At 74.2% G+C, this 23,876-nt stretch carries 20 protein-coding genes and 1 pseudogene; 13 read left to right on the forward strand and 8 right to left on the reverse strand.

Features of this window, described 5'->3' with window-relative positions; genetic code table 11:
• Positions 1–183 precede the first annotated feature (183 nt).
• Entirely contained in the window at positions 184–2,814 is a 2,631-nt protein-coding gene (locus OG294_RS04745) for a SpoIIE family protein phosphatase (protein WP_327065115.1), read from the reverse strand.
• 292 nt (positions 2,815–3,106) lie between these two features.
• Here OG294_RS04745 and OG294_RS04750 point away from each other — a divergent pair, with 292 nt between their 5' ends.
• Positions 3,107–5,284 carry a SpoIIE family protein phosphatase gene (locus OG294_RS04750; protein ID WP_327065116.1) on the forward strand — a complete coding sequence of 726 codons (2,178 nt, stop codon included), beginning with the start codon at positions 3,107–3,109 and terminating at the stop codon, positions 5,282–5,284.
• Here the strand turns inward: OG294_RS04750 and OG294_RS04755 are convergent.
• Both OG294_RS04755 and OG294_RS04760 read right to left on the reverse strand, forming a co-directional pair.
• Entirely contained in the window at positions 5,274–5,456 is a 183-nt protein-coding gene (locus OG294_RS04755) for a hypothetical protein (RefSeq protein WP_327065117.1), read from the reverse strand. The two genes, OG294_RS04750 and OG294_RS04755, sit on opposite strands and share 11 nt — an antisense overlap.
• 195 nt (positions 5,457–5,651) lie before the next feature.
• Positions 5,652–5,843: an antitoxin gene (locus OG294_RS04760; RefSeq protein ID WP_327065118.1), complete on the reverse strand. Its 192-nt coding sequence runs from the start codon at positions 5,841–5,843 to the stop codon at positions 5,652–5,654.
• Between the two features lie 267 nt (positions 5,844–6,110).
• Between OG294_RS04760 and OG294_RS04765 the strand changes: the two genes are divergently transcribed.
• The 5 genes and pseudogenes from OG294_RS04765 to OG294_RS04785 all read left to right on the forward strand — a co-directional run bounded on the left by OG294_RS04765 (position 6,111) and on the right by OG294_RS04785 (position 10,088).
• Positions 6,111–6,440: a hypothetical protein gene (locus tag OG294_RS04765; protein ID WP_327065119.1), complete on the forward strand. Its 330-nt coding sequence runs from the start codon at positions 6,111–6,113 to the stop codon at positions 6,438–6,440.
• A 9-nt stretch (positions 6,441–6,449) separates the two neighbouring features.
• Positions 6,450–7,847: an ABC transporter permease gene (locus OG294_RS04770; RefSeq protein WP_327065120.1), complete on the forward strand. Its 1,398-nt coding sequence runs from the start codon at positions 6,450–6,452 to the stop codon at positions 7,845–7,847.
• Positions 7,848–7,868: 21 nt separating this feature from the next.
• Positions 7,869–8,378: pseudogene (locus tag OG294_RS04775) on the forward strand (ABC transporter ATP-binding protein); the annotation flags it as partial.
• Between the two features lie 417 nt (positions 8,379–8,795).
• Complete coding sequence (locus OG294_RS04780; protein ID WP_327071450.1) at positions 8,796–9,206, forward strand: AAA-associated domain-containing protein; 411 nt, start codon at positions 8,796–8,798, stop codon at positions 9,204–9,206.
• A gap of 66 nt (positions 9,207–9,272) precedes the next feature.
• Positions 9,273–10,088 (forward strand): PE-PGRS family protein, encoded by an 816-nt coding sequence (locus OG294_RS04785; RefSeq protein ID WP_327065121.1) that lies wholly within the window; start codon positions 9,273–9,275, stop codon positions 10,086–10,088.
• A 361-nt stretch (positions 10,089–10,449) separates the two neighbouring features.
• Here the strand turns inward: OG294_RS04785 and OG294_RS04790 are convergent, their stop codons facing one another.
• Positions 10,450–10,698 (reverse strand): anti-sigma factor family protein, encoded by a 249-nt coding sequence (locus tag OG294_RS04790; RefSeq protein WP_327065122.1) that lies wholly within the window; start codon positions 10,696–10,698, stop codon positions 10,450–10,452.
• Positions 10,699–10,777: 79 nt separating this feature from the next.
• On the opposite strand from OG294_RS04790, the gene OG294_RS04795 reads away from it, so the two are divergent.
• The 6 genes from OG294_RS04795 (at position 10,778) to OG294_RS04820 (ending at position 18,361) form a co-directional block, all read left to right on the forward strand.
• Positions 10,778–11,431 carry a sigma-70 family RNA polymerase sigma factor gene (locus OG294_RS04795; protein WP_327065123.1) on the forward strand — a complete coding sequence of 218 codons (654 nt, stop codon included), beginning with the start codon at positions 10,778–10,780 and terminating at the stop codon, positions 11,429–11,431.
• A 99-nt stretch (positions 11,432–11,530) separates the two neighbouring features.
• Complete coding sequence (locus OG294_RS04800) at positions 11,531–11,773, forward strand: hypothetical protein (protein WP_327065124.1); 243 nt, start codon at positions 11,531–11,533, stop codon at positions 11,771–11,773.
• A complete protein-coding gene (locus OG294_RS04805) occupies positions 11,770–14,028 on the forward strand; it encodes a heavy metal translocating P-type ATPase (RefSeq protein WP_327065125.1) in 2,259 nt (752 codons plus the stop codon). The genes OG294_RS04800 and OG294_RS04805 overlap by 4 nt, the downstream gene beginning before the upstream one ends.
• A 136-nt stretch (positions 14,029–14,164) precedes the next feature.
• Positions 14,165–15,997: an asparagine synthase (glutamine-hydrolyzing) gene (asnB, locus tag OG294_RS04810; protein WP_327065126.1), complete on the forward strand. Its 1,833-nt coding sequence runs from the start codon at positions 14,165–14,167 to the stop codon at positions 15,995–15,997.
• A gap of 32 nt (positions 15,998–16,029) precedes the next feature.
• Positions 16,030–17,343, forward strand: coding sequence for a cytochrome P450 family protein (locus OG294_RS04815; protein ID WP_327065127.1), 1,314 nt, complete (start codon positions 16,030–16,032; stop codon positions 17,341–17,343).
• A 73-nt stretch (positions 17,344–17,416) separates the two neighbouring features.
• Positions 17,417–18,361, forward strand: coding sequence for an isocyanide synthase family protein (locus tag OG294_RS04820; RefSeq protein WP_327065128.1), 945 nt, complete (start codon positions 17,417–17,419; stop codon positions 18,359–18,361).
• A gap of 58 nt (positions 18,362–18,419) precedes the next feature.
• Here the strand turns inward: OG294_RS04820 and OG294_RS04825 are convergent, their stop codons facing one another.
• Positions 18,420–19,196, reverse strand: a complete 777-nt coding sequence (locus OG294_RS04825; protein WP_327065129.1) for a TetR/AcrR family transcriptional regulator — start codon at positions 19,194–19,196, stop codon at positions 18,420–18,422.
• Positions 19,197–19,328: 132 nt separating this feature from the next.
• On the opposite strand from OG294_RS04825, the gene OG294_RS04830 reads away from it, so the two are divergent.
• The gene (locus OG294_RS04830) at positions 19,329–20,924 is read left to right on the forward strand and encodes a CocE/NonD family hydrolase (RefSeq protein WP_327065130.1); all 1,596 of its coding nucleotides are present in this window, start codon (positions 19,329–19,331) and stop codon (positions 20,922–20,924) included.
• Between the two features lie 18 nt (positions 20,925–20,942).
• Here OG294_RS04830 and OG294_RS04835 read toward each other — a convergent pair whose 3' ends face one another.
• From OG294_RS04835 to OG294_RS04845, 3 genes are read right to left on the reverse strand one after another with little or no spacing between them, the layout of a single operon-like run.
• Positions 20,943–21,734: an ABC transporter ATP-binding protein gene (locus OG294_RS04835; protein ID WP_327065131.1), complete on the reverse strand. Its 792-nt coding sequence runs from the start codon at positions 21,732–21,734 to the stop codon at positions 20,943–20,945.
• A complete protein-coding gene (locus OG294_RS04840) occupies positions 21,731–22,795 on the reverse strand; it encodes a FecCD family ABC transporter permease (protein ID WP_327065132.1) in 1,065 nt (354 codons plus the stop codon). Before OG294_RS04840 ends, OG294_RS04835 begins: the two co-directional genes overlap by 4 nt.
• Positions 22,792–23,862, reverse strand: coding sequence for an ABC transporter substrate-binding protein (locus tag OG294_RS04845; protein WP_327065133.1), 1,071 nt, complete (start codon positions 23,860–23,862; stop codon positions 22,792–22,794). The genes OG294_RS04840 and OG294_RS04845 overlap by 4 nt, the downstream gene beginning before the upstream one ends.
• Positions 23,863–23,876: the final 14 nt, after the last annotated feature.

Below are 23,876 nucleotides of genomic sequence, written 5' to 3' on the forward strand. Positions count from 1 at the left end.
TCACCGAAGACTTTCCCTGCGGACGAGTCCCCGCGCCCTGCTCCCCCGGAGCCGGCGGCGGCCGGGCTCGTCCGCAGTGCGTTGTCCGGCGGTGCGTTGTCCGGCAGGGCGTTGTCCGGCGCTCCCCCGGCGTCACCAGCTCCCCGCCAGCACCGGCAGCACCGCCAGCACCGCCAGCACCGGCTACTGCGGATACTCAAGTACCTGCTCCGCCCAGATCACCTTCCCGGTCGCCGTGTGCCGCGTCCCCCACCGCAGCGCGAACTGGGCGACGAGGAACAGGCCGCGCCCGCCCTCGTCCATGCTGGCCGCGTAGCGCAGGTGCGGGGAGGTGCTGCTGCTGTCGGAGACCTCGCAGATCAGCGTGCGGTCGCGCAGCAGCCGCACCTGGATCGGCTCGGTAGCGTAGCGGATCGCGTTGGTGACCAGTTCGCTGAGGATCAGCTCGGTGACGAAGGCCATCTCGTCCAGACCCCACTGGGCCAGCTGCCGGCTGACCGCCGCCCGGACCTCGCCCACGGCCGCCGAGTCGGACGGCACGTCCCACTGCGCCACGTCCTCCGCCCCCAGGACCCGGGTGCGGGCCACCAGCAGGGCGATGTCGTCGGTGGGGCGCGGCGGCAGCAGCGCGTCGAACACGGCGTCGCAGATCTCCTCCGGGCTCCGTCCCGCCTGCCGCAGTGCGCGACCCAGCAGCGTCAGGCCCTCGTCGATGTCCCGTTCCCGGTCCTCCACCAGGCCGTCGGTGTAGAGCACCAGGGTGCTGTCCTCGGGCAGCAGCAGTTCGGCCGCCGAGAACGGCAGGCCGCCCAGGCCCAGCGGCGGCCCGGCGGGCACGTCGGGGAACTCCACCGTGCCGTCGGGGTGGACCAGCGCGGGCGGCGGGTGGCCGGCCCGGGCCACGGTGCACAGCCGGGAGACCGGGTCGTAGATCGCGTAGAGGCAGCTCGCCCCGGTGACGGCGTCGCCGTCGGCGCTGGCCGTCTGGTCCTGGTCGAGGCGGCTGACCAGCTCGTCGAGGTGGCCCAGCAGCTCGTCCGGCGGCAGGTCCAGGGTGGCGAAGTTGAGCACCGCGGTGCGCAGCCGCCCCATGGTGGCGGCGGCGTGCAGGCCGTGGCCGACCACGTCGCCCACCACCAGGGCCACCCGGGCGCCCGGCAGCGGGATCACGTCGAACCAGTCGCCGCTGACGTCCGCCTGCGCGGGCAGGTAGCGGGAGGCGACCTCCAGGGCGCTCTGCTCGGGCAGGCCGTGCGGCAGCAGGCTGCGCTGCAGGGCGACGGCCATGGCGTGCTCGCGGGTGTAGCGGCGGGCGTTGTCGATGCTCAGCGCCGCGCGGGCGGCGACCTCCTCGCCGATCGACAGGTCGTCCTCGTCGAAGCGGACCGAGGGGTCGGCCCGCCAGAACCGGACCATGCCCAGCAGGACGCCGCGGGCCCGCAGCGGCACCCGGACCACCGAGTGGACGCCGTGCGCCAGCAGCCTGCCGGCCGTCTGCGGATCCTGGGCCAGCCAGCCGGTGGAGGAGCGCAGGTCGGGGTCGAGCATCGCGTGCCCGGTGTCCATGCTCCAGGCCAGCGGGGTGGCAGGCGTGACGGTGATCTCCTCGCCCACCAGATGGAACGGCGCGTCCTCCCGCACGCCGCTGACCGCCACCCGGAGCATCGGCCCGCCCTCGCCCGGCGCCGGCTCCTCCCCGCGCAGCACGGCGGGTGCGAGGTCGACGGTGACGTAGTCGGCGAAGCGCGGGACGGCGAAGGAGGCGAGCTCCTCGGCGGTGCGGGTCACGTCGAAGGTGGTGCCGATGGCGATCGTCGCGTCGTAGAGCAGCTTCAGGCGCTTGCGGGCCGCCTGCGCCTTGTCCGAGACGGCGTGCAGCTCGGTGGAGTCGCGCAGGGTGGCCACGATGCCGTCGGGGCCGCCGTCACGGTCGGTGGGCCGGGTGTTCACCACCAGCAGCCGTTCGCCGGTCAGCAGCACCTCGTCGGTGACCACCTGGCCGGAGGCCAGTTGTTCGGCCGCCTCGCGGTCCAGGCCGAGCTCGGTGACCGGGCGGCCCTCGGCGTCGGCCGGCAGGTCGAGCAGCCGGCGCGCCTCGTCGTTGGCCAGCAGCAGGCGCCCGTTGCCGCCGATGATGAGCACGCCCTCGCGGACCGCGTGCAGCACCGCGTCGTGGTGTTCGTACATCCGGGTCATCTCGGCCGGGCCCAGCCCGTGCGTCTGGTGCAGCAGCCGTCGGCTGGCCAGTGCGGTGCCGACGGTGGCCAGCGCCAGGGCGACGCCCGCGGCGCCGAAGACCAGCGGCAGCTGGTTCTCGACGACCCCGCTGACCTTGCTGATGGTGATCCCGGCCGAGACCAGGCCGACCACCTTGCCGTTGGCGTCGTGGACCGGGACCACGGCCTGCACCAGCGGTCCGAGGGTGCCGGTGAGCTGCTGGACGACCACCTGGCCCTGCAGGGCCGGCTCGTAGGTGCCGACGAACTTCTGCCCGATCCGGGCCGGGTCGGGGTGGGTGTAGCGGATGCCGTCGGTGTTCAGCACCACGATGAAGTCCACGCCGGAGCCCTGCTGGGCCGCCAGCGCGCGTGGCTGCAGGATCGCCGTCGGGTCCGGGGAGGCGAGCGCGGCCACCATCCCGGGCGAGTTCGCGAAGGTCTGGGCGACGGCGACCGAGCGGTTGCGGGCCTCCCGGGTGCTGTCCCGCTGCCCTTCCAGGACCAGCGCCAGCACCGCCGCGACGACCAGCAGCAGGACCACCAGCACCTGGAGTGCGAAGACCTGCCCGGCGACGCTGCGAAAGCCCCGGAACAACCGTGAACGGGGCTTGGAGGACGTCGGGTCGGCAGGCGGCGGCGCCCGCCGGCTCCGCCGGAACCGGCCGGTGGGCGAGGCGTCCGAGGAAGTGACCTTCAACCGGGCCATGCTTTTGGTCTACCCCCGATTCACCTGACCAGGCCACCGGGCGGGCGGCCACGGGCCCCTCGCGGGGTATCCGGGAGGGTCTCGCGGGGTACCCGGGCGGGTAAGGAAAACCCGGCGCAGGGGGCGTACCGTCCCTAATGAGCGTCTTCTCAACTGCCAGGCGCTGACGAGGGTGGTGACCGTGCACAGCTCAGAGTCCCAGGTCCCGCGCCAGCAGCCCGGGGCAGGCGAGCCGGGCACCGACGCGGAGTTCGAGGTGCTGGCCCGTCGCCTGGCCGCCGGGGTCGGTGGGCTGGGCGCGCACGTGGGCGGGCTCTACCTGCTGAACGAGGACGGGGGCGTGCTCGAACTGACCCTGCTGATGGGCATGCCGCGGGAGTTCGTCGCGCCCTGGGAGGGGGTGGCGCCCGCGGCGCCGATCCCGGTGGCGGAGGCGGTCCGCGAACAGCGCCTGGTGTGGGTGGGCGGCGAGGCGCAGATGGCACGCCGCTACCCGCGGATCGCGCTCGCCATGCCCTACGCGTTCTGCCTGGCGGCGCTGCCGCTGACCGTGGCCGGGAGCAGCTACGGCTCGCTCTTCGTGGCCTGGCCGGCCTCGCACCCCGCGGAGCTGTCCGGCCAGGAGCGGGACGGGCTCACGGCGCTCGCCGACGAGCTGGCCCGCCTGGTGGCCGGCGCAGCCGCGGCGGGGCGCCCGATGCGGCCCGGGGCCCGGCCGGTGGTGATCTCCGCGCGGCGCGGTCGCGGCGGCCCGACCGACGTGCTGTCCGCGATGGTGGCGCGGCTGCCGGAGGGCGTCTGCGCGCTCGACCACGCCGGCCGGATCAGCTGGGTGACACCTGCGGCCCTCGACCTGCTGGGCGCGCCGATCGACCGCCTGATCGGCGCCCAGCCGTGGAGCGCGCTGCCGTGGCTGCACGACCCCGTCTACGAGGACCGGTACCGGGCGGCGGTGGTCAGCCAGTTGCCGACCTCGTTCGTGGCACTGCGCCCGCCCGACCGCTGGCTCTCCTTCGAGCTGTATCCGGACGCCGTCGGGCTCACCGTGCGGATCACGGCGGCCGAGGTCGCCCCGCAGGACGCCCCGGCGACGACGACGGCCGCCCGCCCGGCGTCGGCGGACCGTGCCGTGCTGCCCACCCGCACCGGCGGGATCTACCACATCCTGCACCTGGCCAGCGCGCTGACCGAGGCGGTCGGCGTGCAGGACGTGGTGCGGCTGGTCGCCGAGCAGATCGTGCCCGCCTTCGGCGGCCAGAGCGTGGCGATCCTGGCCGTCGACGGCGGGCGGCTGCGGATCGTGGGCCACCACGGCTACCCGGCCGGCGTGGTGGACGGCTTCGACGGCACCTCGCTCACCGCGCCGACCCCGGGCGTGCGGGCGTTGATGACCGGGGTGCCCAGCTTCATCGAGTCCCGTGAGGAGCTGGAGCGGCTCTACCCGCAGCGCCCGGAGCTGCAGGACTCGATGTCCGCCTGGGCCTACCTGCCGCTGGTGGCCTCCGGGCGGCTGGTCGGGACCTGCGTGCTGGCCTTCGCCCAGCCGCACCGCTTCACCACCGACGACCGCGCCGTGCTCACCTCGGTGGGCGGCCTGATCGCCCAGGCGCTGGACCGCGCGCGGCTGTACGACACCAAGCTCGAACTCGCCCGCGGCCTGCAGGAGAGCCTGCTCCCGCACGCACTGCCGCCGGTGCCCGGCCTGCAGACGGCAGCCCGCTACCTGCCCAGCACCGACGGCATGGAGGTGGGCGGCGACTTCTTCGACGTGGTGCGCCTGGACGACGACAGCGCCGGGGCGGTGATCGGCGACGTCCAGGGGCACAACGTGGCGGCGGCCGTCCTGATGGGCCAGGTCCGCACCGCGGTGCGCGCCTACGCGACGGCGGGCAACGACCCCGCCACGATCCTGGCCCGGACCAACCGCCTGATGGCCGGTCTGGGCTCCGGCCTGCTCACCAGCTGCGCCTATCTGCGCCTGGACCTGCGCGGCCGCCAGGGCTGGCTGGCCAGCGCCGGGCACCCCATGCCGCTGGTGCGCGACCCGGGCGGCCGGGTGCGCGTGGTCGAGGCGCCGGCCGGGCTGCTGCTGGGCGTCGAACCCGCCCCGGCGTACACCCTCACCCGCATCGCGCTGCCGGTGGGCAGCGTGGTGGCGCTGTACACCGACGGCCTGATCGAGGCCCCCGGCGTGGACCTGGACGCCGCGCTGACCGGGATCGGCGACCAGCTCGCCCGGTACGACGGCGGCTCGCTGGAGGAGCTGGCCGACACGCTGATCCAGCACGCCGAGCGCTCCAAGCGCCGCACCGACGACATCGCCCTCCTGCTGCTGCGCAGCACGCCCATCACGCCGTGACGCACTCCTGCACCGGCCCGGCCTCCTGCGGCTCCTCCCCCGGCGGCACCTCGTCCTGCAGTACCTCGTCCTGCGGCACCTCCCCCGGCGGGACCCCGTCCTGCGGCACCTCGACGATCACCAGGGTGCCCCGACTGCCCGGGCCCACCGCGTGCTCGACCCCCGCCGGCACCAGGAACAGCTCCGGACGACGGCCACTGCGCGAGGTTCCGCCGCCCGTTCAACGGGCGGATCGAGCGCTACGCCCCCCTGACTCCGTCCCAACTACGGCAGGGTGTCGAGGAGTTGCGAGACGGACTCCTGCGGGGCGGCCCTTCGCCGGCCGGAGTCCGAACCGGCCGGTGAAGGGCCGCGCAGGGCCTCCGTCTCACTGCGGCTGGCTGCCGTCCGGGTCCTCGGGAGCCAACTGCTCATCGGCCTTCCGCTGCACCGCGTCGACCTGGCTCTGGTACTTGTTGCCGGTCTTCGCGTCGAACGCGTCGCCGGCCTTCTCGACCCCCTGCCGCGCCGTGTCCTCGTGGCCCTTGAGCAGGCCCTTGAGCTTGTCGAGCATCGACATGTGAGTGGCTCCCTTCGCGTGCCGCTCCACCCATGGTCGCCGAGCCCGGCCGGGTTCACATCTCCAGCGGTCGGGCGGGCCGGATCCGGCCCGCGCCGTAGGGAAGCTGTTAAAAGCCCTGCTGAGCGGGCCGACGGCGGGTTTCGGGCCCCCGGAACACCAGTATGGTCGTCGGGGCGCCGGCACCGTCGCCGCGCCCGTCAACCCCCAACTCCCGTCACCGTCGCGCCGCCTGGCGCCGCGGCGGCCTGTCCATGGAGGCGAGCAGTGGCAGCTGAGGACCGGGTCCCCACCCGGGGCGTGCTCCGGCGGCCCGGCCTGCGCGCGGTCGACATCGTGGTGGCGCTGGCCCTGATCGGCCTGCTCTACGGGCTGCTGCGGCTGGCCCCCTCGCTGGGCGCGCCGTTCCTGCCCGGCACCGCCCCGGCCGCGGTCTCCACCGACCCGGGCGAGCTGCCGTTCTACGCCGTGCGCTCGCTGCTGCGGATGTTCACGGCGCTGGTCGCCTCGGTGCTGTTCACCTTCGTCTACGCCAGCGCCGCCGCCCGGCTGCGGCGCGCGGAGAAGGTGCTGCTGCCGGTCCTGGACATCCTGTAGTCCGTCCCGGTGCTGGCGTTCCTGTCCGTCACGGTCACCGCCTTCATCGCACTCTTCCCCGGCTCCGAACTCGGCCTGGAGTGCGCCTCGGTGTTCGCCATCTTCACCGCGATGGCCTGGAACATGACCTTCGCCTTCTACTACTCGCTGGTCAGCCAGCCCCGGGACCTCGACGAGGCGTCCCGGATCATGCGCCTGACCAAGTGGCAGCGCTTCTGGAAGATCGACGTGCCCAGCGGCATGATCCCGCTGGTCTGGAACGGCATGATGAGCTTCGGCGGTGCCTGGTTCTTCCTGGCCGCCTCCGAGAGCATCAGCGTGCTCAACCAGCAGTACGCGCTGCCGGGCATCGGCTCCTACGCGGCGGCAGCCGCGGCCAAGGGCGACTTGGGCGGGATCGGCATCGCCACCGCCGTCATGGTGACCATGGTGATCGGCGTCAACGTCCTGTTCTGGCGCCCGATGACGACCTGGGCCGAGCGGTTCCGGGTGGAGGGGTCACAGACGGCCGAGAAGCCGCGCAGCCTGGTCCTCGACGTGCTGCGCCGCTCGGTGGTGCCGGGCCTGCTGGGCCGTGCGCTGCACCCGCTCGGACGACTGCTGGACACCGGGACGCGGCCGTTCGGCCTGGCCGAACACCCGCTGGAGTCACCGGTGTTGCGCCGCCGGGCCGGGGACGCGGCGTTCGCCGTGGCGGTGGGCGGCGTGGTGCTGTACGGCGGCTGGCAGTCCTTCACCGGCATCCGCGGCACGGTCGGGCTCGGCGAGTTCGGCCACGCCTTCGAGCTGGGCGCGGCCACCTTCGGGCGGGTGCTGGCACTGCTGGCGGTGGCCACCGCCGTCTGGGTGCCGATCGGGGTGTGGATCGGGATGAACCCGCGCATCACCCGCTACGCGCAGCCGGTCGTCCAGGTCCTGGCCAGCTTCCCCGCCAACTTCCTGTTCCCGTTCGCCATCGCCGCCTTCCTCGCGCTCGGGATCCCGCTCAGCTGGGGCAGCATGCTGCTGATGGCGCTCGGGGCCCAGTGGTACATCCTGTTCAACGTCATCGCGGGCGCCTCCGCGATACCCGGCGACCTGCGCGAGGCGATGGACGACCTGGGCGTGCGGGGACGGCTGCGCTGGCGCCGGCTGATCGTGCCGGCGGTCTTCCCCTACTACGTCACCGGTGGCATCACCGCCGCGGGCGGGGCCTGGAACGCCTCCATCGTCGCGGAGGTCGTCGACTACGGGCACCAGCACCTGACCGGCTACGGCCTGGGCGCCTACATCGCGCAGGCCACCCGGGTCGGCGACCACCCGCGGATCCTGGTCGGGGTGATCGTGATGATCGTCTACGTGGTCACCCTCAACCGCCTGCTGTGGCGGCGCCTGTACCGCATCGCCCAGACCCGCTACGCCCTCTGAGCCCGAGGCAGGAGACCCCCCATGAACACCCGCGCGGACCAGCACGGCGCCGGCGAGGCCGTCATCACCGTCACGGACGTCACCAAGACCTTCACCACCCCGGACGGCAACGCGCTGCCGGTGCTCGACCCGGTCGGCTTCACGCTGCACGAGGGCGAGATCGTGGCCCTGCTGGGCAAGTCGGGCTCGGGCAAGTCCACCCTGCTGCGCTGCGCCGCCGGGCTGATCGCCCCCTCCACCGGCAGCGTCAGCTACCGCGGCACACCGCTGAACGGTGCCAACCCGGGGGTGGCGATGGTCTTCCAGTCCTTCGCCCTGCTGCCCTGGCTCACCGTCCAGCAGAACGTGGAACTCGGGCTCCAGGCCCAGGGCGTGGGCGAGGCGGAGCGCCGCCGCCGGGCGCTCGGGGCGATCGACCTGATCGGCCTGGACGGCTTCGAGGGCGCCTAACCCAAGGAGTTGTCCGGCGGCATGCGCCAACGGGTGGGCTTCGCCCGGGCCTTGGTGGTGGAGCCGGACGCGCTCTTCATGGACGAGCCGTTCTCCGCGCTCGACGTGCTGACCGCGGAGAACCTGCGCAACGAACTGGTGGGCCTGTGGGAGGGCAAGGAGGCGCCGGTGAAATCGGTGCTGATCGTCACCCACAACATCGAGGAGGCGGTGCTGCTGGCGGACCGGATCCTGGTGCTCTCCGCCAACCCGGGGCGGATCAAGGCCGAACTGAGCGTCGACCTGCCCCGCCCGCGTGACCGGCGCACCCCGCAGTTCGAGGCCCTGGTCGACACCGTCTACGGCATCCTCACCGACCGCGCGCAGAGCGGCGCCGCGGTACCCGCCGCCCGGACCGCGCTGCCCGCCACCCCCACCGGCGCACCACTGCCGCTGGTCAGCCCCGGCGGGCTCGCCGGGCTGCTGGAGATCCTGGCCGCCCGCGGCGGCGAGGACGGCATGGCCGAACTCGCCGGTGAACTCAGCTTCGAGGTCGACGACCTGCTGCCGCTGGTGGACGCCGCCGTCCTGCTCGACCTGGCCCGCACCGAAGGCCCGCGGATCGCCCTGACCGGGGCGGGCCGCGAGTTCGCCGACGCCGACATCCTGACCAGCAAGCAGCTCTTCGCCCGGCACGCCGTCGCCCACGCCCCTCTGGTGCGGGCCATCGTCCAGGCGCTCACCACCGCCGCCGACCACGTGCTGCGCGAGGGCCTCTTCCTGGACCTGCTGCGCCGCGGCTTCTCCGACGAGGAGGCCCGCCGCCAACTGGACACCGCGATCGACTGGGGCCGCTACGGTGAGCTCTTCGAGTACGACAAGGCCGAGGGACGCCTGGAGTTGGAGCCGGACACGGTCGCGGCGCTGTAGCGATGTCGCCGTGGTGCGCCGGCGGCCGGGGAGTCGGTCGCAGCGTCGGCGTAAGCAGGTGCGAGGATGGTGCGCACTGTGACGATCCGGCAGATTCGCATGCTCCGCGCCGTGGTCTTCGCCACCCTGTGCGTGGCGTTGGCCGCCACCGCGCACGTCAGCATGGCCGAGGCCGTGCTGCCGGTGCCGGTGCTGGCCGGAGCGTTCGCCGGGACGGTGGGCGGCAGCTGGCTGCTGGCCGGGCGCCGGCGCGGGCCGGTCGCGATCAGCGGGTGGATGGTGACCGTCCAGGCCGCGCTGCACACGCTCTTCGAGGCCACCGCGACGGTGCAGGCCTCACCCGTCCGGGCGGGCCGCGGTGCACCCGACTGGGTGAACCTGCTGCTGTGCACGCGTGGTGGGTCGAACCCGACCGCGCTGACCCCCCAGGGGCTGGCCGCGCTGGCGGGCCTGGCGCCGGGCACGCCGGTGGGCAGCCAAGCAGCTGCCATGCCGTCGATGCCCGGGATGAGCGGGATGGCCGGGATGAGCGGCATGCCCGGCAACGGTACGAGCGGCACCGGCATGAGCGGGATGGGGACGCCTCTGGTGGACGGCCTGTCCGCCGGGATGCTGGCCGCCCACCTGCTGGCCGCGCTCGCCTGCGCGCTGCTGCTCTGGCGCGGCGAGCGGGCGATCGTCGGCCTGTTCGAGACGCTGCGCACGCTGGCCGGGGTCTTCCTGCCGGTGCTGGCGCTGCTCGCCCTCGCCTTCACCCCGCACGGGGACGAACCGCCGGCCCCGCCGCGCCGCAGGCCCGCGCGCACCCGGCTGCCGCGCCTGGTGGCGCTCTCGCACGCCGTGGTACGGCGCGGCCCGCCCAGCCCCGCCCTGGCCTTCTGAGCGCCCGTCACACCTGAGGCTTGCCGCAGGCAGGCAAGCCCTGGATCCGCCGCGTCCAGCGCGCCCCCTCGGGGCGCCCGGAGGGCGCTGCCCGGTGTGCCCGCGGGCAGGTCACCCCTGCGCCCGTCCGGCCCTCGCCGCCCAGGGACGCACGGGTCCGGCCACCACACCCTCCCGAGCACGGCGCCCGGCCCCCGGCCGCGCCGCGCTGCGCGCTGCCTTCGCGGGCCCGCTCGCGCCTGAAACGGGCCCGAGCAGGCCTGAATCGGCCGGAATCGGCCTGCGCGGGCCGGAGCGGTGGGTGGGCCGTCTTGCCGATCGACGGCTCCGCCGGTTCGCGGTGCCGTCCTCGTTCCCGCTGTCAGGACCCCTCATGAGCAACAGAAGTACCGCCAAGCGCATCGAGCACCGCGTTGACGAGCAGCTGCGACCGCTGCTCGGACGGCCCGGCCGCGGCCCGCGTCAGCTCGCGCAGCCGGCGGGCGCCCGCCAGCCACTGGGCGCAGTCGGTGCACCCGCGCGCGTGCGCGGCGCACGGCAGGGCGTCGTGCGCCCCGAGTTCACCGTCGAGCCGGGCGGATATCGCGAGGCGGTAGTCGGCACAGGTCATGCCCTCATGCTCCCGCACCGGTCGACCCGGGCGGTAACGCCCGGCACCGGTGCCCGGGCCCGCAGGCCGGAGGCGGACCGTGGATGACCAGCAGGTGACCGCACTGGCCCTGGCGGCGCGGGAGGGCCGTCCGCTGGACGTCGAGGCGTTCGTCCGGGCCACCCAGCGGGACGTGTGGCGCTTCGTCGCGCACCTCACGGACGTCGAGTCCGCCGACGACCTGGCCCAGGAGACCTTCCTGCGGGCGCTGCGGGGCCTGCCCTCCTTCGCCGGGCGCTCCTCGGCGCGCACCTGGCTGCTCTCGATAGCCCGGCGCACGGTGGTGGACCGCTACCGCAGCGCGGCGGCCCGGCCGCGCTGCTCGGCCCTGCCCGACGCGGAGGAGGCGGCGCAGCTCCAGCCGGGCCCGGTCGCGCGGTTCGAGGACCAGGTGGCGCTGGCCGACCTGCTGAGCCGTCTCCCCGACGAGCGGCGGGAGGCGTTCGTGCTGACCCAGGTGGTCGGGCTGAGCTACGCGGAGGTGGCCGACGTGGCGGGCTGCGCGGTGGGCACGGTGCGCTCGCGGGTCGCCCGCGCGCGGGACCAGCTCGTCACGCTGCTGCGCTCGGCCGAGGACGAGGCCCGCGGCGGGGACGGCGGAGGCCGCGAGCGCGGGGGCGGCGAGCGCCGAGCCGTGGGCTGCGGCCGCCCGACGCCCGACGCCGAACGGGCGGACGCGGGCCTGGCGGCCTGACGGCCCCCGCTCCCGCCTGCCCTGGCTCGAAAGACATCTGACACCCGTCCGTCGGCGCACTGCCGGCGGACCCCGAATCTGGAGACCTCTTTGCGATTGATGACCACAGCCGTACCAGGCGGGCGTGCCGCGGCACGGCCCGGCCGGGTCCTGCTCGGCTTCGCCCTGCTGCTCGTGCTGCTCTTCGCCGCCTCGTTCGCGGTGGGACGGTGGGTGGGACCGCCCTCCCCCCCTCCCGCCGGACCCGCCCGGGGCCCGATGGGCGACGACATGTCCGGCATGCGGATGGCCGGGCTGTCCGCGCCGCAGTCCGGCCCGGGCACCGCGGCGGTGCCGCGATGAGCGCCGCTGCCGCGGACCCCGCACCGGCGACGAGTGCGCCGGGCCTGGTCACGACCGATCTGGCCGTGGGCGGGATGACCTGCGCCGCCTGCGTCTCGCGGGTGGAGAAGAAGCTGGCCCGCCTCGACGGGGTCAGCGCCGGGGTGAACCTGGCCACCGGGCGGGCCCGGGTGCTGCACCCCGCGGACGTCCCGCTGGCGGAGCTGGTGGCGGCGGTGGAGCGGGCGGGGTGCACCGCCGAGCCGGTGGCCGAGCAGGCTGCCGTGGTCGCGGCCGCCGAGGACCCCGACGAGCGGCTGCGGCTGCTCCTGGTCGCGCTCTTCGCCGTGCCGGTGATCGTGGTGTCGATGGTGCCCGCGCTGCAGCTGCGCGGCTGGCAGTGGGCCTGCTTCGTGTCGGCCTCCTTCGTGGTGACGATCGGTTCCTCGGTCTTCCACGCGCGGGCCTGGCGGGCGCTGCGGCACGCCACCGCGACCATGGACACCCTGGTCAGCCTCGGCGTCCTGGCCTCCTTCGGCTGGTCGGCATACGCGCTGCTGTTCGGTGGCGCGGGCACGCTCGGCATGCGGATGCCGTTCTCGCTGGGCGCCGACCCGGGCGGCGGCTCGCACATCTACCTGGAGGCGGCGGTCGGGGTGCCGCTGTTCGTGCTGTGCGGCAGGCTCCTGGAGGGCCGGGCGCGGGCCCGCACCGGCTCGGCGCTGCGCTCGCTGGCCGAGCTGGGGGCGAAGGAGGTCTGCCTGCGCGAGGACGGTGGCGAGCGGCTGGCCCCGATCGAACAGCTGCTGCCGGGGCGGCAGTTCGTGGTCCGGCCCGGTGAGCGGGTGGCCACCGACGGAGTGGTGGTCGAGGGCGGCTCCGCGCTCGACCTGAGCCTGCTGACCGGCGAGAGCGTCCCGGTGGAGGTCGGCCCCGGGGCGCAGGTGACCGGCGGCACCCTCAACGTCGGCGGCACGCTGCTGGTGCGGGCCACCGCGGTGGGCGCCGACACCCAGCTCGCCCGGATCACCGCGCTGGTGACCGAGGCCCAGGCCGGCAAGGCCCGCGCGCAGCGGCTGGCCGACACGGTGGCCGGGGTGTTCGTCCCCGTCGTGCTCGGCATCGCGGTCTGCGTGCTCGGGTTCTGGCTGGGCACCGGGGCCGACTGGTCCCGGTCCCTGACGGCCGCCGTCGCGGTCCTGGTGGTCGCCTGCCCCTGCGCGCTGGGGCTGGCCACGCCCACCGCGCTGCTCGCCGCCACCGGGCGCGGCGCGGAGCTGGGTGTCCTGGTGCGCGGGCCGGAGGTGCTGGAGAGTCTGCGCCGGATCGACACCGTGGTGCTGGACAAGACCGGCACCCTGACGGCCGGCCGGATGACGCTGGTGACCAGCACGGTGGCGGACGGGTTCGAGATCGGCGCGGTGCTGCGTCTGGCCGGCGCGGTCGAGCAGCGCTCCGAGCACCCGCTGGCGCGGGCGCTGACCGCGGCGGCGCCCCGGCCGCTGCCCGCCGTGACGGAGTTCCGGGCGACGCCGGGGCTGGGGGTGGCGGGCACGGTGGAGGGCGTGCGGGTGCGGGTGGTGCGGCCCGAGGTCGCCGACCTGCCACCGGCGCTGCGTGCGGCGCTGGCGGGCGCCGAGGCCGCCGGGCAGACGGTGGTGGTCGCCGAGCTGGACGGCCGGGCGGCTGCGGTCCTCGCGGTCGGCGACACCCTGCGCCCCGGCAGCTACCGTGCCGTGCACCGGCTGCGCGGCATGGGCCTGACGACCGTGCTGGCCACCGGTGACCGGCCCGGGCCGGCCCGCGCGGTGGCCGAGGAGCTGGGCATCAGCGAGGTGCACGCGGGCGCCTCGCCCGAGCGCAAGGCCGAACTGGTCGCCGAACTGCGCGCGGCCGGGCGCAGCGTGGCGGTGGTGGGGGACGGGGTGAACGACACCGTCGCACTGGCCGGCGCCGACCTCGGCATCGCGCTGGGCACGGGCACGGACGCGGCGATCGGGGCGGCCGGGCTGACGCTGGTGCGCGGTGACATCGAGGCGCTGGTGACGGCGGTCGCGCTGGCCCGGCGCACCCTGGCCACCATCCGGGCCAACCTGGTCTGGGCGTTCGGCTACAACGCGGTGCTGATTCCGCTGGCGGCGGCGGGGCTGCTCAATCCGATGATCGCCGCGCTCGCCATGTCGGCCAGCTCCCTGCTGGTGGTGGCCAACAGCCTGCGGCTGCGCACCTGGCAGCCGGCCCGGCGCGGCCGGGGCCGTGCTCCCCTGGCCGGCTGAGGCAGCTGCGCACCGGCGGACGGCCGTCGGGCGTGAAAACCCGTCGGCTGTTCGGAACTTCCGGTGGCCGGTGGCCGACTGCTGTCACGGGCGCCGTCACCCGACGGTGCCCGTGACAGCGAAGGGGCATCCATCGATGTGCGGAATCACCGGCTGGGCCTCGTTCCGGCACAACGCCCGCGACAGGCGGCCGGTCATCGAGGCGATGACCGCCACGCTGGCCCGGCGCGGCCCCGACGCGGGCGGCGTCTGGCTCGGTGCGGGCGCCGCGCTGGGCCACCGCCGCCTGTCCGTGCTGGACCCAGTCGGCGGCGCCCAGCCGATGACCGACCGCCACGCGGACCGGGCGGTGGTGCTCAGCTACAGCGGCGAGGTCTACAACCACCATCAGCTGCGCGCCGAACTCCGCTCCCTCGGACATGAGTTCGACACCCGCAGCGACACCGAGACGGTGCTGCGCGGCTACCGGCAGTGGGGCGAGGCGGTGGTCGACCGGCTGGAGGGCATGTACGCCTTCGCGATCTGGGACGAGCGCCACGAGCGGCTACTCCTGGTGCGCGACCGGCTCGGCGTCAAACCGCTCCACTGGGCCAGGATCGAGGGCGGCCTCGCGTTCGCCTCCGAGCCCAAGGCGCTCTTCGCCCACCCCGAGCTCGACCCCCGGGTGGACGCGGCCGGGCTGCGCGAGGCGTACAGCCTGCTGTTCGGCACCGGCGCGACGCTGTGGGCCGGCGTCCAGGAGGTCCAGCCCGGCGGCCTGGTGACCTTCGACCGCTCCGGGCTGCGGGAGCACCGCTACTGGCAGCTGACGGCGCACCCGCACCGCGACGACCCGGCCACCACCGTCGAACGGGTCCGCCACCTGGTCGACCAGGCCGCCCGCACCCGGCTGGAGGCGGACGTCCCGCTGTGCAGCCTGCTCTCCGGCGGTCTGAACTCCACCGTGATCACCGCCCTGGCCGCCGACGAGCTGCGCCGACGGGAGGGCTCGGCAGGCCGGTTGCGCTCCTTCGCCGTCGACTACAGCGACCAGGCCGAGAAGTTCACCGGCGACGTGCTGCGCACCGGGCACGACACGCCCTTCGCCATCGAGGCCGGCGCGTTCATCGGCACCGAGCACGCCACCGTCGTGCTGGACCCGCGTGCCCTGCTCGACCCGGAGCAGCGCCGGGCCGTCGTCGCCGCCCGGGACTCCCCCATCGGTGTGGGCGACATGGACACCTCGCTCTACCTGCTCTTCGGCGAGATCCGCGCGCACGCCACCGTCGCCCTGTCCGGCGAGGCCGCCGACGAGGTCTTCGGCGGCTACCCCTGGTTCCACCGGCCCGAGGCGCTGGCCGCCCGCACCTTCCCCTGGCTGCTGGTCACCGGCGACGAGGCCGCGATGCCGCTGCACCCCGACCTCGCGGCGACCCTGCGGATCGGCGAGTTCCGTGCCGACAGCTACCGCGACGCGCTCGCGGCCGTCCCCCACCTGGACGACGAGAGCCCGGTCGAGCACCGGCAGCGCGAGCTGCAGCACCTGTCGCTGACCCGCTGGCTGCGCCAGCTGCTGCACCGCAAGGACCGGCTCTCGATGGCGCAGGGGCTGGAGGTCCGGGTGCCCTACTGTGACCACCGCCTGGTCGAGTACGCCTTCAACACACCGTGGTCGCTGAAGAGCGACGACGGGCGGGAGAAAAGCCTGCTGCGCGCCGCCGGGCAGGGGCTGGCTCCCGGGTCGGTACTGCGGCGGCCCAAGAACCACTACCCGGCCACCCACCACCCGGACTACGACCACGGCCTGCGGCAGTTGGCCCGCCAGGCGCTCGACCTGCCGCAGGTGCGCGACATCGCCGACGAGGGTGCCCTGCGGGCCACCCTCGACTCCCCCGAGGAGCGGCTGCCGTGGGGGCAACGGCTGCGGCTGGAACGGGTCGTGGACCTTGCCCTGTGGCTCGACCAGTACCGCCCGACGATCTCGCTGTGACCGCCGCCGAACTCCGCCGAAGGAAAGCCGACATGACCCCAGCCGAAGCCGACCCGGCCGCCGCACCCCGCTGTCCCGTCACCGGCGCCACCCCGTCCGGGGCGGTCCCGTCCCAGTCGACCCCGCCGGAGCCGATCCCGCTGCTCGGCGCCGCCTACAAGCGCGATCCCTACGACCTCTACCGCACCATGCGCGAGGCCGGTCCCGTCCACCGGGTCCGCTTCCCCAGCGGCATCGCCGCCTGGCTGGTCACCGGTCACGAAGCCGCCCAGCAGACGCTGAGCGACCCGCGCCTGGGCAAGAACCACGCGCTGGGCAACGACTACTGGCGCAGCCTGGCCTCGATCATGCCCGAGCCCCAGCACTCCCAGCTCCAGGTCCACCTGCTGCACCAGGACCCGCCCCGGCACACCGCGCTGCGCCGCCTGGTCCTGGACGCCTTCGCACCCCGGCGCGTCGAGGAACTCCGGCCACGCTTCCAGGAGTTGGCCGACACCCTGGTGGACGCCCTGCCGAGCGCGGGGGGCGCCGACCTGGTCGCGGGCTTCGCCGCGCACTACCCCTTCCAGGTGCTGGCCGAGGTGATCGGCCTGCCGCCCAGGCTCGCGGCGCGCTTCGACCGCGACTGGGGCAAGGTCGTCCAGCCGGTCGGCCCGGACGACCCCGGCCGCCCCGCCTACGAGGGACGGCTGCGCGGGCTGCAGGCGTACATCGCCGACGTCGTCGCCGACAAGCGCGAGCACCGGTCGGCGGACCTGCTCGGCCGGCTGGTGCTCGCCCAGCAGCAGGGGGAACTGACCAAGGAGGAGCTGGATTCGATGGTCTTCCAGCTCCTGGTGGCCGGCCAGGAACCGGTCACCAACCAGCTCACCACCATGCTGGTCACCCTGCTGCGCCACCCCGGCCAATTGGCCAAGCTGCGCGAGGAGCCCGCGCTGATGCCCCGCGCGATCGAGGAACTCCTGCGCTACGACAGCGCGTTCGAACTCACCACTTGGCGGTTCTTCGCCGCCGACAGTGATCTGCACGGCACCCGGGTGCCGGCCGGCGACTCCGTCATCGTCTCGCTCTGCGCCGCCAACCGCGACCCCGCACGGTTCCCCGACGCGGACACCCTGGACCTGGCCCGCACGCCCAACTCCCATCTCGCGTTCGGCCACGGCATCCACTTCTGCCCCGGCGCCGCGCTGGCCCGCGCCGAACTCCAGATCGCGCTCGGCACCTTGCTCACCCGGCTGCCCGGCCTGCGCCCCGCCGGCGACCTCGACGAACTCGCCTGGATCCCGGCCGTCCTGGCCCGGGGCGTCAACGAACTGCCGGTCGCCTACGACGAGCGCCGCGCCTGATCCCCGCCACCATCCGCTCCGGCCCCTCGCAGGGCCGGGGCGCCATCCCGTCATGCCCTCCTGGAGAAACCGCATGCCGTCCCTCGCCAGCTGCCTGGCACCCGCGCCGGCCGTTGCCCGCACCTGTGCCGACGTCCTGGCCCTGCTGCTGCCCCACCGGCGCGCCGCCGCGCCGCACACCCCGGCACCGGTCGAGGCGTTCCCCCGGCAACTCGACCAGCTCGCGGGCTTCGTGGCCCGCGGTGAACCGATCGTCTTCACGCTGCCCGGCTTCCCCTGCAAGTCGCCCAGCCCCGCCAAGGTCCTCGGCCACCTGCCGGACGAGGGCGAACGCCGCTCGCTCGGCTTCCTCGACGAGCTGTGCGCCGCCGTCCAGCGGGCCTACCCGCCGGGCGCCCGGACGGTGATCTGCTCGGACGGGCACATCTTCGGCGACCTGATCCAGGTCCCCGACCGGCACATCGACGCCTACGCCGACGAGCTGGCCGCCATGATCCGGCGCGAACGCCTCGACCGCCTCTCGGTGTTCGACCTGCGCGACGTGCTCGGCGACCTCTCCCACGACGAGAAGCGCGCCGCCGTCCACGCCCGGTACGCGCCCACCGTCGAGGAGTTGCGCGCCGAGCTGCGGACCGACGAGGCCACCCTCGCCCTCTACCGCGGCATCACCCGGTTCCTGACCGAGGACACCGTGGGCTTCGAGGGCACCAGGTCGGCCCTGCAACGCGACTGCCGCCGCCGCGCCTACGGCGTCCTGCAGCGCAGCCGGGCCTGGGGCGCCCTGATCGCCGAGCACCACCCGCGCGCGGTCCGGCTGTCCATCCACCCGCAGCCGCCCGGCGCCGCCAAGTTCGGCCTGCGCCTGCTGGACACCACCGACACCTGGACCACCCCGTGGCATGCCGCCGCCGTCCACCGCGCGGGCGGCCGATGGGAGTTGATGCACCGCAGCGACGCCGAGCGGTTCGGCCGGCTGGTGCTGCGCGACGGCCGGCCGAGCCACTTCGAGGCGGCGTGAGGCAGGTACCCCCGGGTTGTCGAACGCCCAGCGCGATGGTCGACCCGCTGAGCTGATGTCATGCTCCCGGCGCGATCCCGTTGATCACCCGATCGAGGAGGCGATCGAAGACCGCCTGCGGGTTCTGGCTGCCGCCCGGTTCGGCCAGGGCTTGGGCGAGATGGGGATAGCTGCCATGGGCGACGGCGGAGCGAAGGTAGCGGGCCTGGGCGTCGAGGAGCTCGCCGGGGGTCCGGCCTGCGGCTTCGACGGCGTGTTCCCGGGCGAGTTCGTACGACATGTGACTGGCCACGAATCCGGTGAGGAGACTGAAGGTCTCCAGTCGCGCCTGGGCATCCAAGCCGGTGGGAGCGAGTGCGGCGAGCGCGTAGTCCAGGACGGCGAGGGTGTTCGGGCCAAGCGTCTGGCGGGCCGGCAGTGCGGCGGGCAGCCAGGGATGGCGCCGCATGATGGCGCGCTGCTCATGGGCGATCTCCCGAAGGTCGCAGCGCCAGTCGCCCGAGGGCTCGGCCGGTAGCCGGTGGTCGCCGCTCACCTCGTCGATCATCAGCTCCAGCAGCGTCTCCTTGTTGGGGACGTAGCTGTACAGGGACATCGTTCCGGCTCCGAGCCGGGTCGCGACCGCGCGCATCGTGACGGCGGCAAGCCCTTCGGCGTCCGCGATGGCGACCGCGGACGCAGTGATCGCGGCGCGACTGCGAGCAGGCGGCCTGCCTCGGCGCGGGCGCTCCGCCGGTGACCAGAGCGATTCTGGATCCACGCCGGTCTGCGTGCCCGATGAGTCTGCGCGGCCCATGGGGACACCTCCCTCCTCCTGTCGGGCCCATCCAAGCATGGGCTATTCTCGTACATTGTACGAGAAGTGAGGGACTCGCCCACGTCCAGGAATCGAGACACCGCTGTGACGCCGACGCACCGCCCGCCCGCGAAGAAGCCGCCCCTGAGCGCCAGGGTCATGAGACGGTCCATGCGGGGGCTGCCGCCCAAACTGCATGACATCGCCTACGAGCCCGGCCTCGTCGTGCCCGCAGCCGACGGCAGCCCGCTGCTGACCGACCACTACTTCCCCCTGACCGATGGCGACTTCCCCACGCTCCTGGTCCGCTCGCCCTACGGCCGAGGCTTCCCCTGGGCACCGATGTACGGCGTGCTCCTGGCCGAGCAGGGCTTCCACGTCGTCCTCCAGAGCTGCCGCGGCACCGGCGGCTCCGGCGGCGGGTTCGACCTGTGGCGCAACGAGGCCGCCGACGGTCAGGCCACCGTCGTCTGGTTGCGCCAACAGCCCTGGTTCTGCGGAGTACTGGGGACCGTCGGCGCCAGCTACCTCGGTTACGTCCAGTGGGCGCTCGCCTTGGACCCGCCGCCGGAGCTGCGCGCGATGGTGGTCCAGATCGGCATGCACGATCCCTACGGCTTCTTCTACCGCGGCGGCGCGTTCTCCTTGGAGAACGCGCTCGTCGCCGCGCTCGGCCTCACCAGTCAGCACCGGGGCATACCGAGCTTTCTGCGGGCGAGCCTGCGGCTGCGGCGCCACCTGCGGAAGGCCGCGGAAGGCCTTCCCCTCACCGAGGCGTACCGGCCCGCGCTGGGCGGCCCGGTGCCCTTCCTCGAAGAGGCGATCGCGCACCCCGATCCCGAGGATGTCCACTGGCACGGGGCGGACATGGGAGCCGCGGCCGAAGCACTGACCGTACCGACCGCCCTGATCGGCGGCTGGCACGACGTGAATCTCGACCAGACTCTGCAGCAGTACGGGCGGCTGCAGCGGACGGGCTGCGAAACGTCCCTGCTCGTCGGCCCCTGGTCGCACCAGTCGGCACTCCAGCAAGGCTGGCCCGAGATCTTCACCGAGAGCCTTGCCTGGCTGCGGGCCCACCTGTGCGGTGACCCGTCCGGCCTGCGGCCGACCGGAGTCCGGGTCCACCTCGGAGGCCGTCGGGCCTGGCAGGACCTACCCGACTGGCCGCCGGCCCATAGGGACCAGCACTGGTACGTCGACACCGGCGCCGCCCTGGTCCCCCGGGCGCCCGAGGCCACGACGGAGCCGCTGTCCTTCCGGTACGACCCCGCCGATCCGACTCCCTCCCTCGGCGGCGCCCTCGCCGGCGCCACGACCACGCAGAAGGACAACAGGCCGTTGGAGGCGCGCGATGACGTGCTGACCTTCACCACGGCACCGCTTCCGGCGCCGGTCGACGTCCTCGGGCCGGTCAGCGCGGTACTGCGGATCGGTACGGACACCGGCCACGCCGACGTGTTCGCCCGGCTCTGCGACGTCGACCCGCAGAACCGCTCGACCAACGTCTGCGACGGACTGCACAGGCTCCGGCATGCCGAGGCCCCTGCCACCATCACCGTGGGAATGAGCTCCACCGCCTATCGCTTTCCCGCCGGTCACCGGATCCGCCTGCAGATCAGCGGTGGCGCCCACCCGCGCTTCGCACGCAACACCGGAACCGGCGAGCCGCCGGCGACGACCACCCGCCTCGCACCGGCCCGGATCTCGCTCCACCACCCGTCGGCCCTGGTGCTTCCCATCGCGGACGGGGCCGTGGCTGACTGACCGGGGCTCGCAGGCCACTCAGTCCCGTGGGTCGGCAGCGACGGGCGTGTGGTGGTCGAAGGCGATCAGCGGGTCCCCGGTGAGCGGGTGCGGCACCACCGCCGCGCGCACCCCGAAGACCGCCGCCAGCAGGGCGGGGGTGAGCACCTCGCGCGGCGGCCCGGAGGCCACCACCGCGCCCTCGTGCAGCACGTGCAGCCGGTCGCAGAGCGAGGCGGCGGCGTTCAGGTCGTGCAGCGAGATCAACGTGGTACGGCGCCGGGCCCGCAGCAGCGCGAGCAGCTCCACCTGGTGACGCACGTCGAGGTGGTTGGTCGGCTCGTCCAGCACCAGTACGTTCGGCTGCTGCGCGAACGCCCGTGCCAGCAGGACGCGTTGCCGCTCGCCACCGGAGAGTGCACCGAACCGGCGCTCGCCGTGGCCGGCCAGCCCCACCTCGTCGAGAGCCGCGGCCACGATCGCGCGGTCGGCGGCGTCCTCGCCCGCGAAGGCCCGCTGGTAGGGCGCGCGTCCCATTGCGACGATCTCCCGGACGGTGAACTCGAAGTCGTCGCCGCGCTCCTGGGGCAGCGCGGCGATGTGCCGCGCGCGCTGGGCCGGCGTCAACGACCGCAGGTCCCGGCCGGCCAGCAGCACCCGGCCCGCCGAGGGGCTCAGGTGCCGGTAGACGGTCCGCAGCAGGGTCGACTTGCCACTGCCGTTGGGGCCGACCAGGCCCGCGATCTCCCCTTCGGCAGCCAGCAGGTGCACGCCGCTGAGCACGGTGCGCCCGGCCAGCGTGACGCTCAGGTCCTCGACGGAGATTCTCACCGGTGCTCCGGACGTCGGTCCAGCAGGAAGAGCAGCACGGGCGCCCCGATCAGCGCGGTCACCACGCCGATCGGCACCTCCTGGGTGGCGAGCGCGGTGCGCGCGAGCGTGTCCACCGTGACCAGCAGGACCGCCCCGGCCAGCGCCGACAGCGGCAGCAGCCGGCGGTGGTCGCCGCCGACCAGCAGGCGGCAGACGTGCGGCACCAGCAGGCCGACGAAGCCGATCGCCCCGGAGACGGCCACCAGCACACCGGTGAGCAGGCTGGTCACCGCGAACAGCTCGCGCCGCAGCCGGCCCACGTCCACACCGAGGCCGGCGGCCGTCTCGTCGCCCATCAGCAGCGCGTTGAGGCCGCGGGCGCGGGCCTGGAGCAGCACCAGTCCGAGCGCCACGGCCGCCGCGGGCAAAGGGAGTTGGCTCCAGGTGGCCCCGCCGAGGCTGCCCATCAGCCAGAACAGCACGCCCCGGGTCTGCTGGTCGTCCCCCACCTGCAGGACCAGGAAGCTGGTGAAGCCGGAGAGGAACTGCCCGATCCCCACCCCGGCCAGCACCAGACGCATCGCCGCGAAGGCACCACCGCGCCGGGCCAGCAGCCACACCAGCGCGAAGGCGCCCAGCGCCCCGGCGAAGGCGGCTGCCGGGACGCCGAACCCGACGGCCGAGCCCGCCCCCGCGCCGAGCACGATCACCGCGACCGCGCCCAGCGAGGCGCCCGAGGAGATGCCGAGCAGATAGGGATCGGCCAGCGGATTGCGCACCAGCGCCTGGACGGCGCTGCCCACCAGGCCCAGCCCGGCTCCCACCACCGCCGCCAGCAGGGCTCGCGGCGCGCGCAGTTGCCAGACGATCAGGTCACGGGTGCCCGGCGCCGGGGCCTGCCCGAGCAGCCGGCGGCCGACCACCGTCCACACCTCGCCGACCGGGATGTCGACCGCGCCCAGCGAGACGGCGGCGGTGAGCGCGGCGAGCAGGGCCAGGGCCAGCACGGCGGCGACCAGGCCGGCCCGTGCGGTGCGCACGGGCCGGCGGGCGGCCAGGACCGGTCCGGGTCCGGTCACGAGGTCACCAGGTCCGGGTGGATGATGTGGGCGATCTGCTGCACGGTGTCGGCGTTGCGGACGCCCGCGATGGTGGTCACCTCCGAGCCGATCCGTACGAAGTGGCCCGCCTGGACGGCCTTGAGGCCCTTGGTGGCCGGGAAGGTCCGCAGGAACTGCTCGGCCGCGTCGAACGCCTTCCGGTTCGCCGCGTCACTGCCCTGGTCGCGCACGCCGAGCTGGATCCAGTCGGGGTCCTTGGCCACCACCTCTTCCCAGGAGGCCGCCTTGAAGTCACCGTCGCAGTCGGCGAAGACGTTGCGCGCCCCGGCCAGGGTGATCACCGCGTTGGCGATCTGCCGGCCGCACTCGGCCATCGGCTGCTTGGTCCCGGCGTCGTAGTCGAAGAAGAAGTACGAGGGCTCCTGGTCCGCCCGCAGCCCGGCCAGCGCCTTGCGCACCGCTTGGACCTTCTGCTCCATGCCCGCCACCAGCTCAGCCGCCCTGGCCGAGGTGCCGGTGACCGCGCCCAGGGTCCTGACGTCCTCCTCGACCCGGGACAGGTCCTGCTGGGGGCCCTTCAGCATCGCGGCGCAGGCCGTGGAGCGCAGGTAGAGGTGTTTGATCCCGGCGGCGGCGAACTCCTGCTCGGTGGGTGCCGCCCCCATCGCCCCGCCCATCGAGCCCATGTCGGCGAAGGTGTCGAGGTAGAGGTCGGCGCCGGAGCCGAGCAGCTTCTCCTTCGGGATCACGCTCTGCCCCAGGACCGGCACCTTCGCCGCCTGGTCGGCGAAGGTGCTCGGCATGGTGCCCGCGCCGGGCGGGAACCCGGTGCCGATCACCTTGTCCCCCGCGCCGAGCCAGAGGAGCAGCTCCAGGCCGGCCGCGTTGCTGGTGACGATCTTCTTCGGCGCGGCGGTGAACGTGGTCGTGGCCCCCGCGCAGTCGCTCGCCGTGACGGGATAGGCCGTCGCAGCGCTGCCCGCCGGGGCCGGGGCCGCCGCGCCGACCTGCTTGGCGCCGCTGCCGCAGCCCGTGACGAGCAGGGCGACCGCGGCCGCCATGCCGCACAGCACACGAGAACGCATGGAACTCTCCTGGT

The sequence above is a fragment of the Kitasatospora sp. NBC_01302 genome (assembly GCF_035976515.1).
GTDB lineage: Bacteria > Actinomycetota > Actinomycetes > Streptomycetales > Streptomycetaceae > Kitasatospora.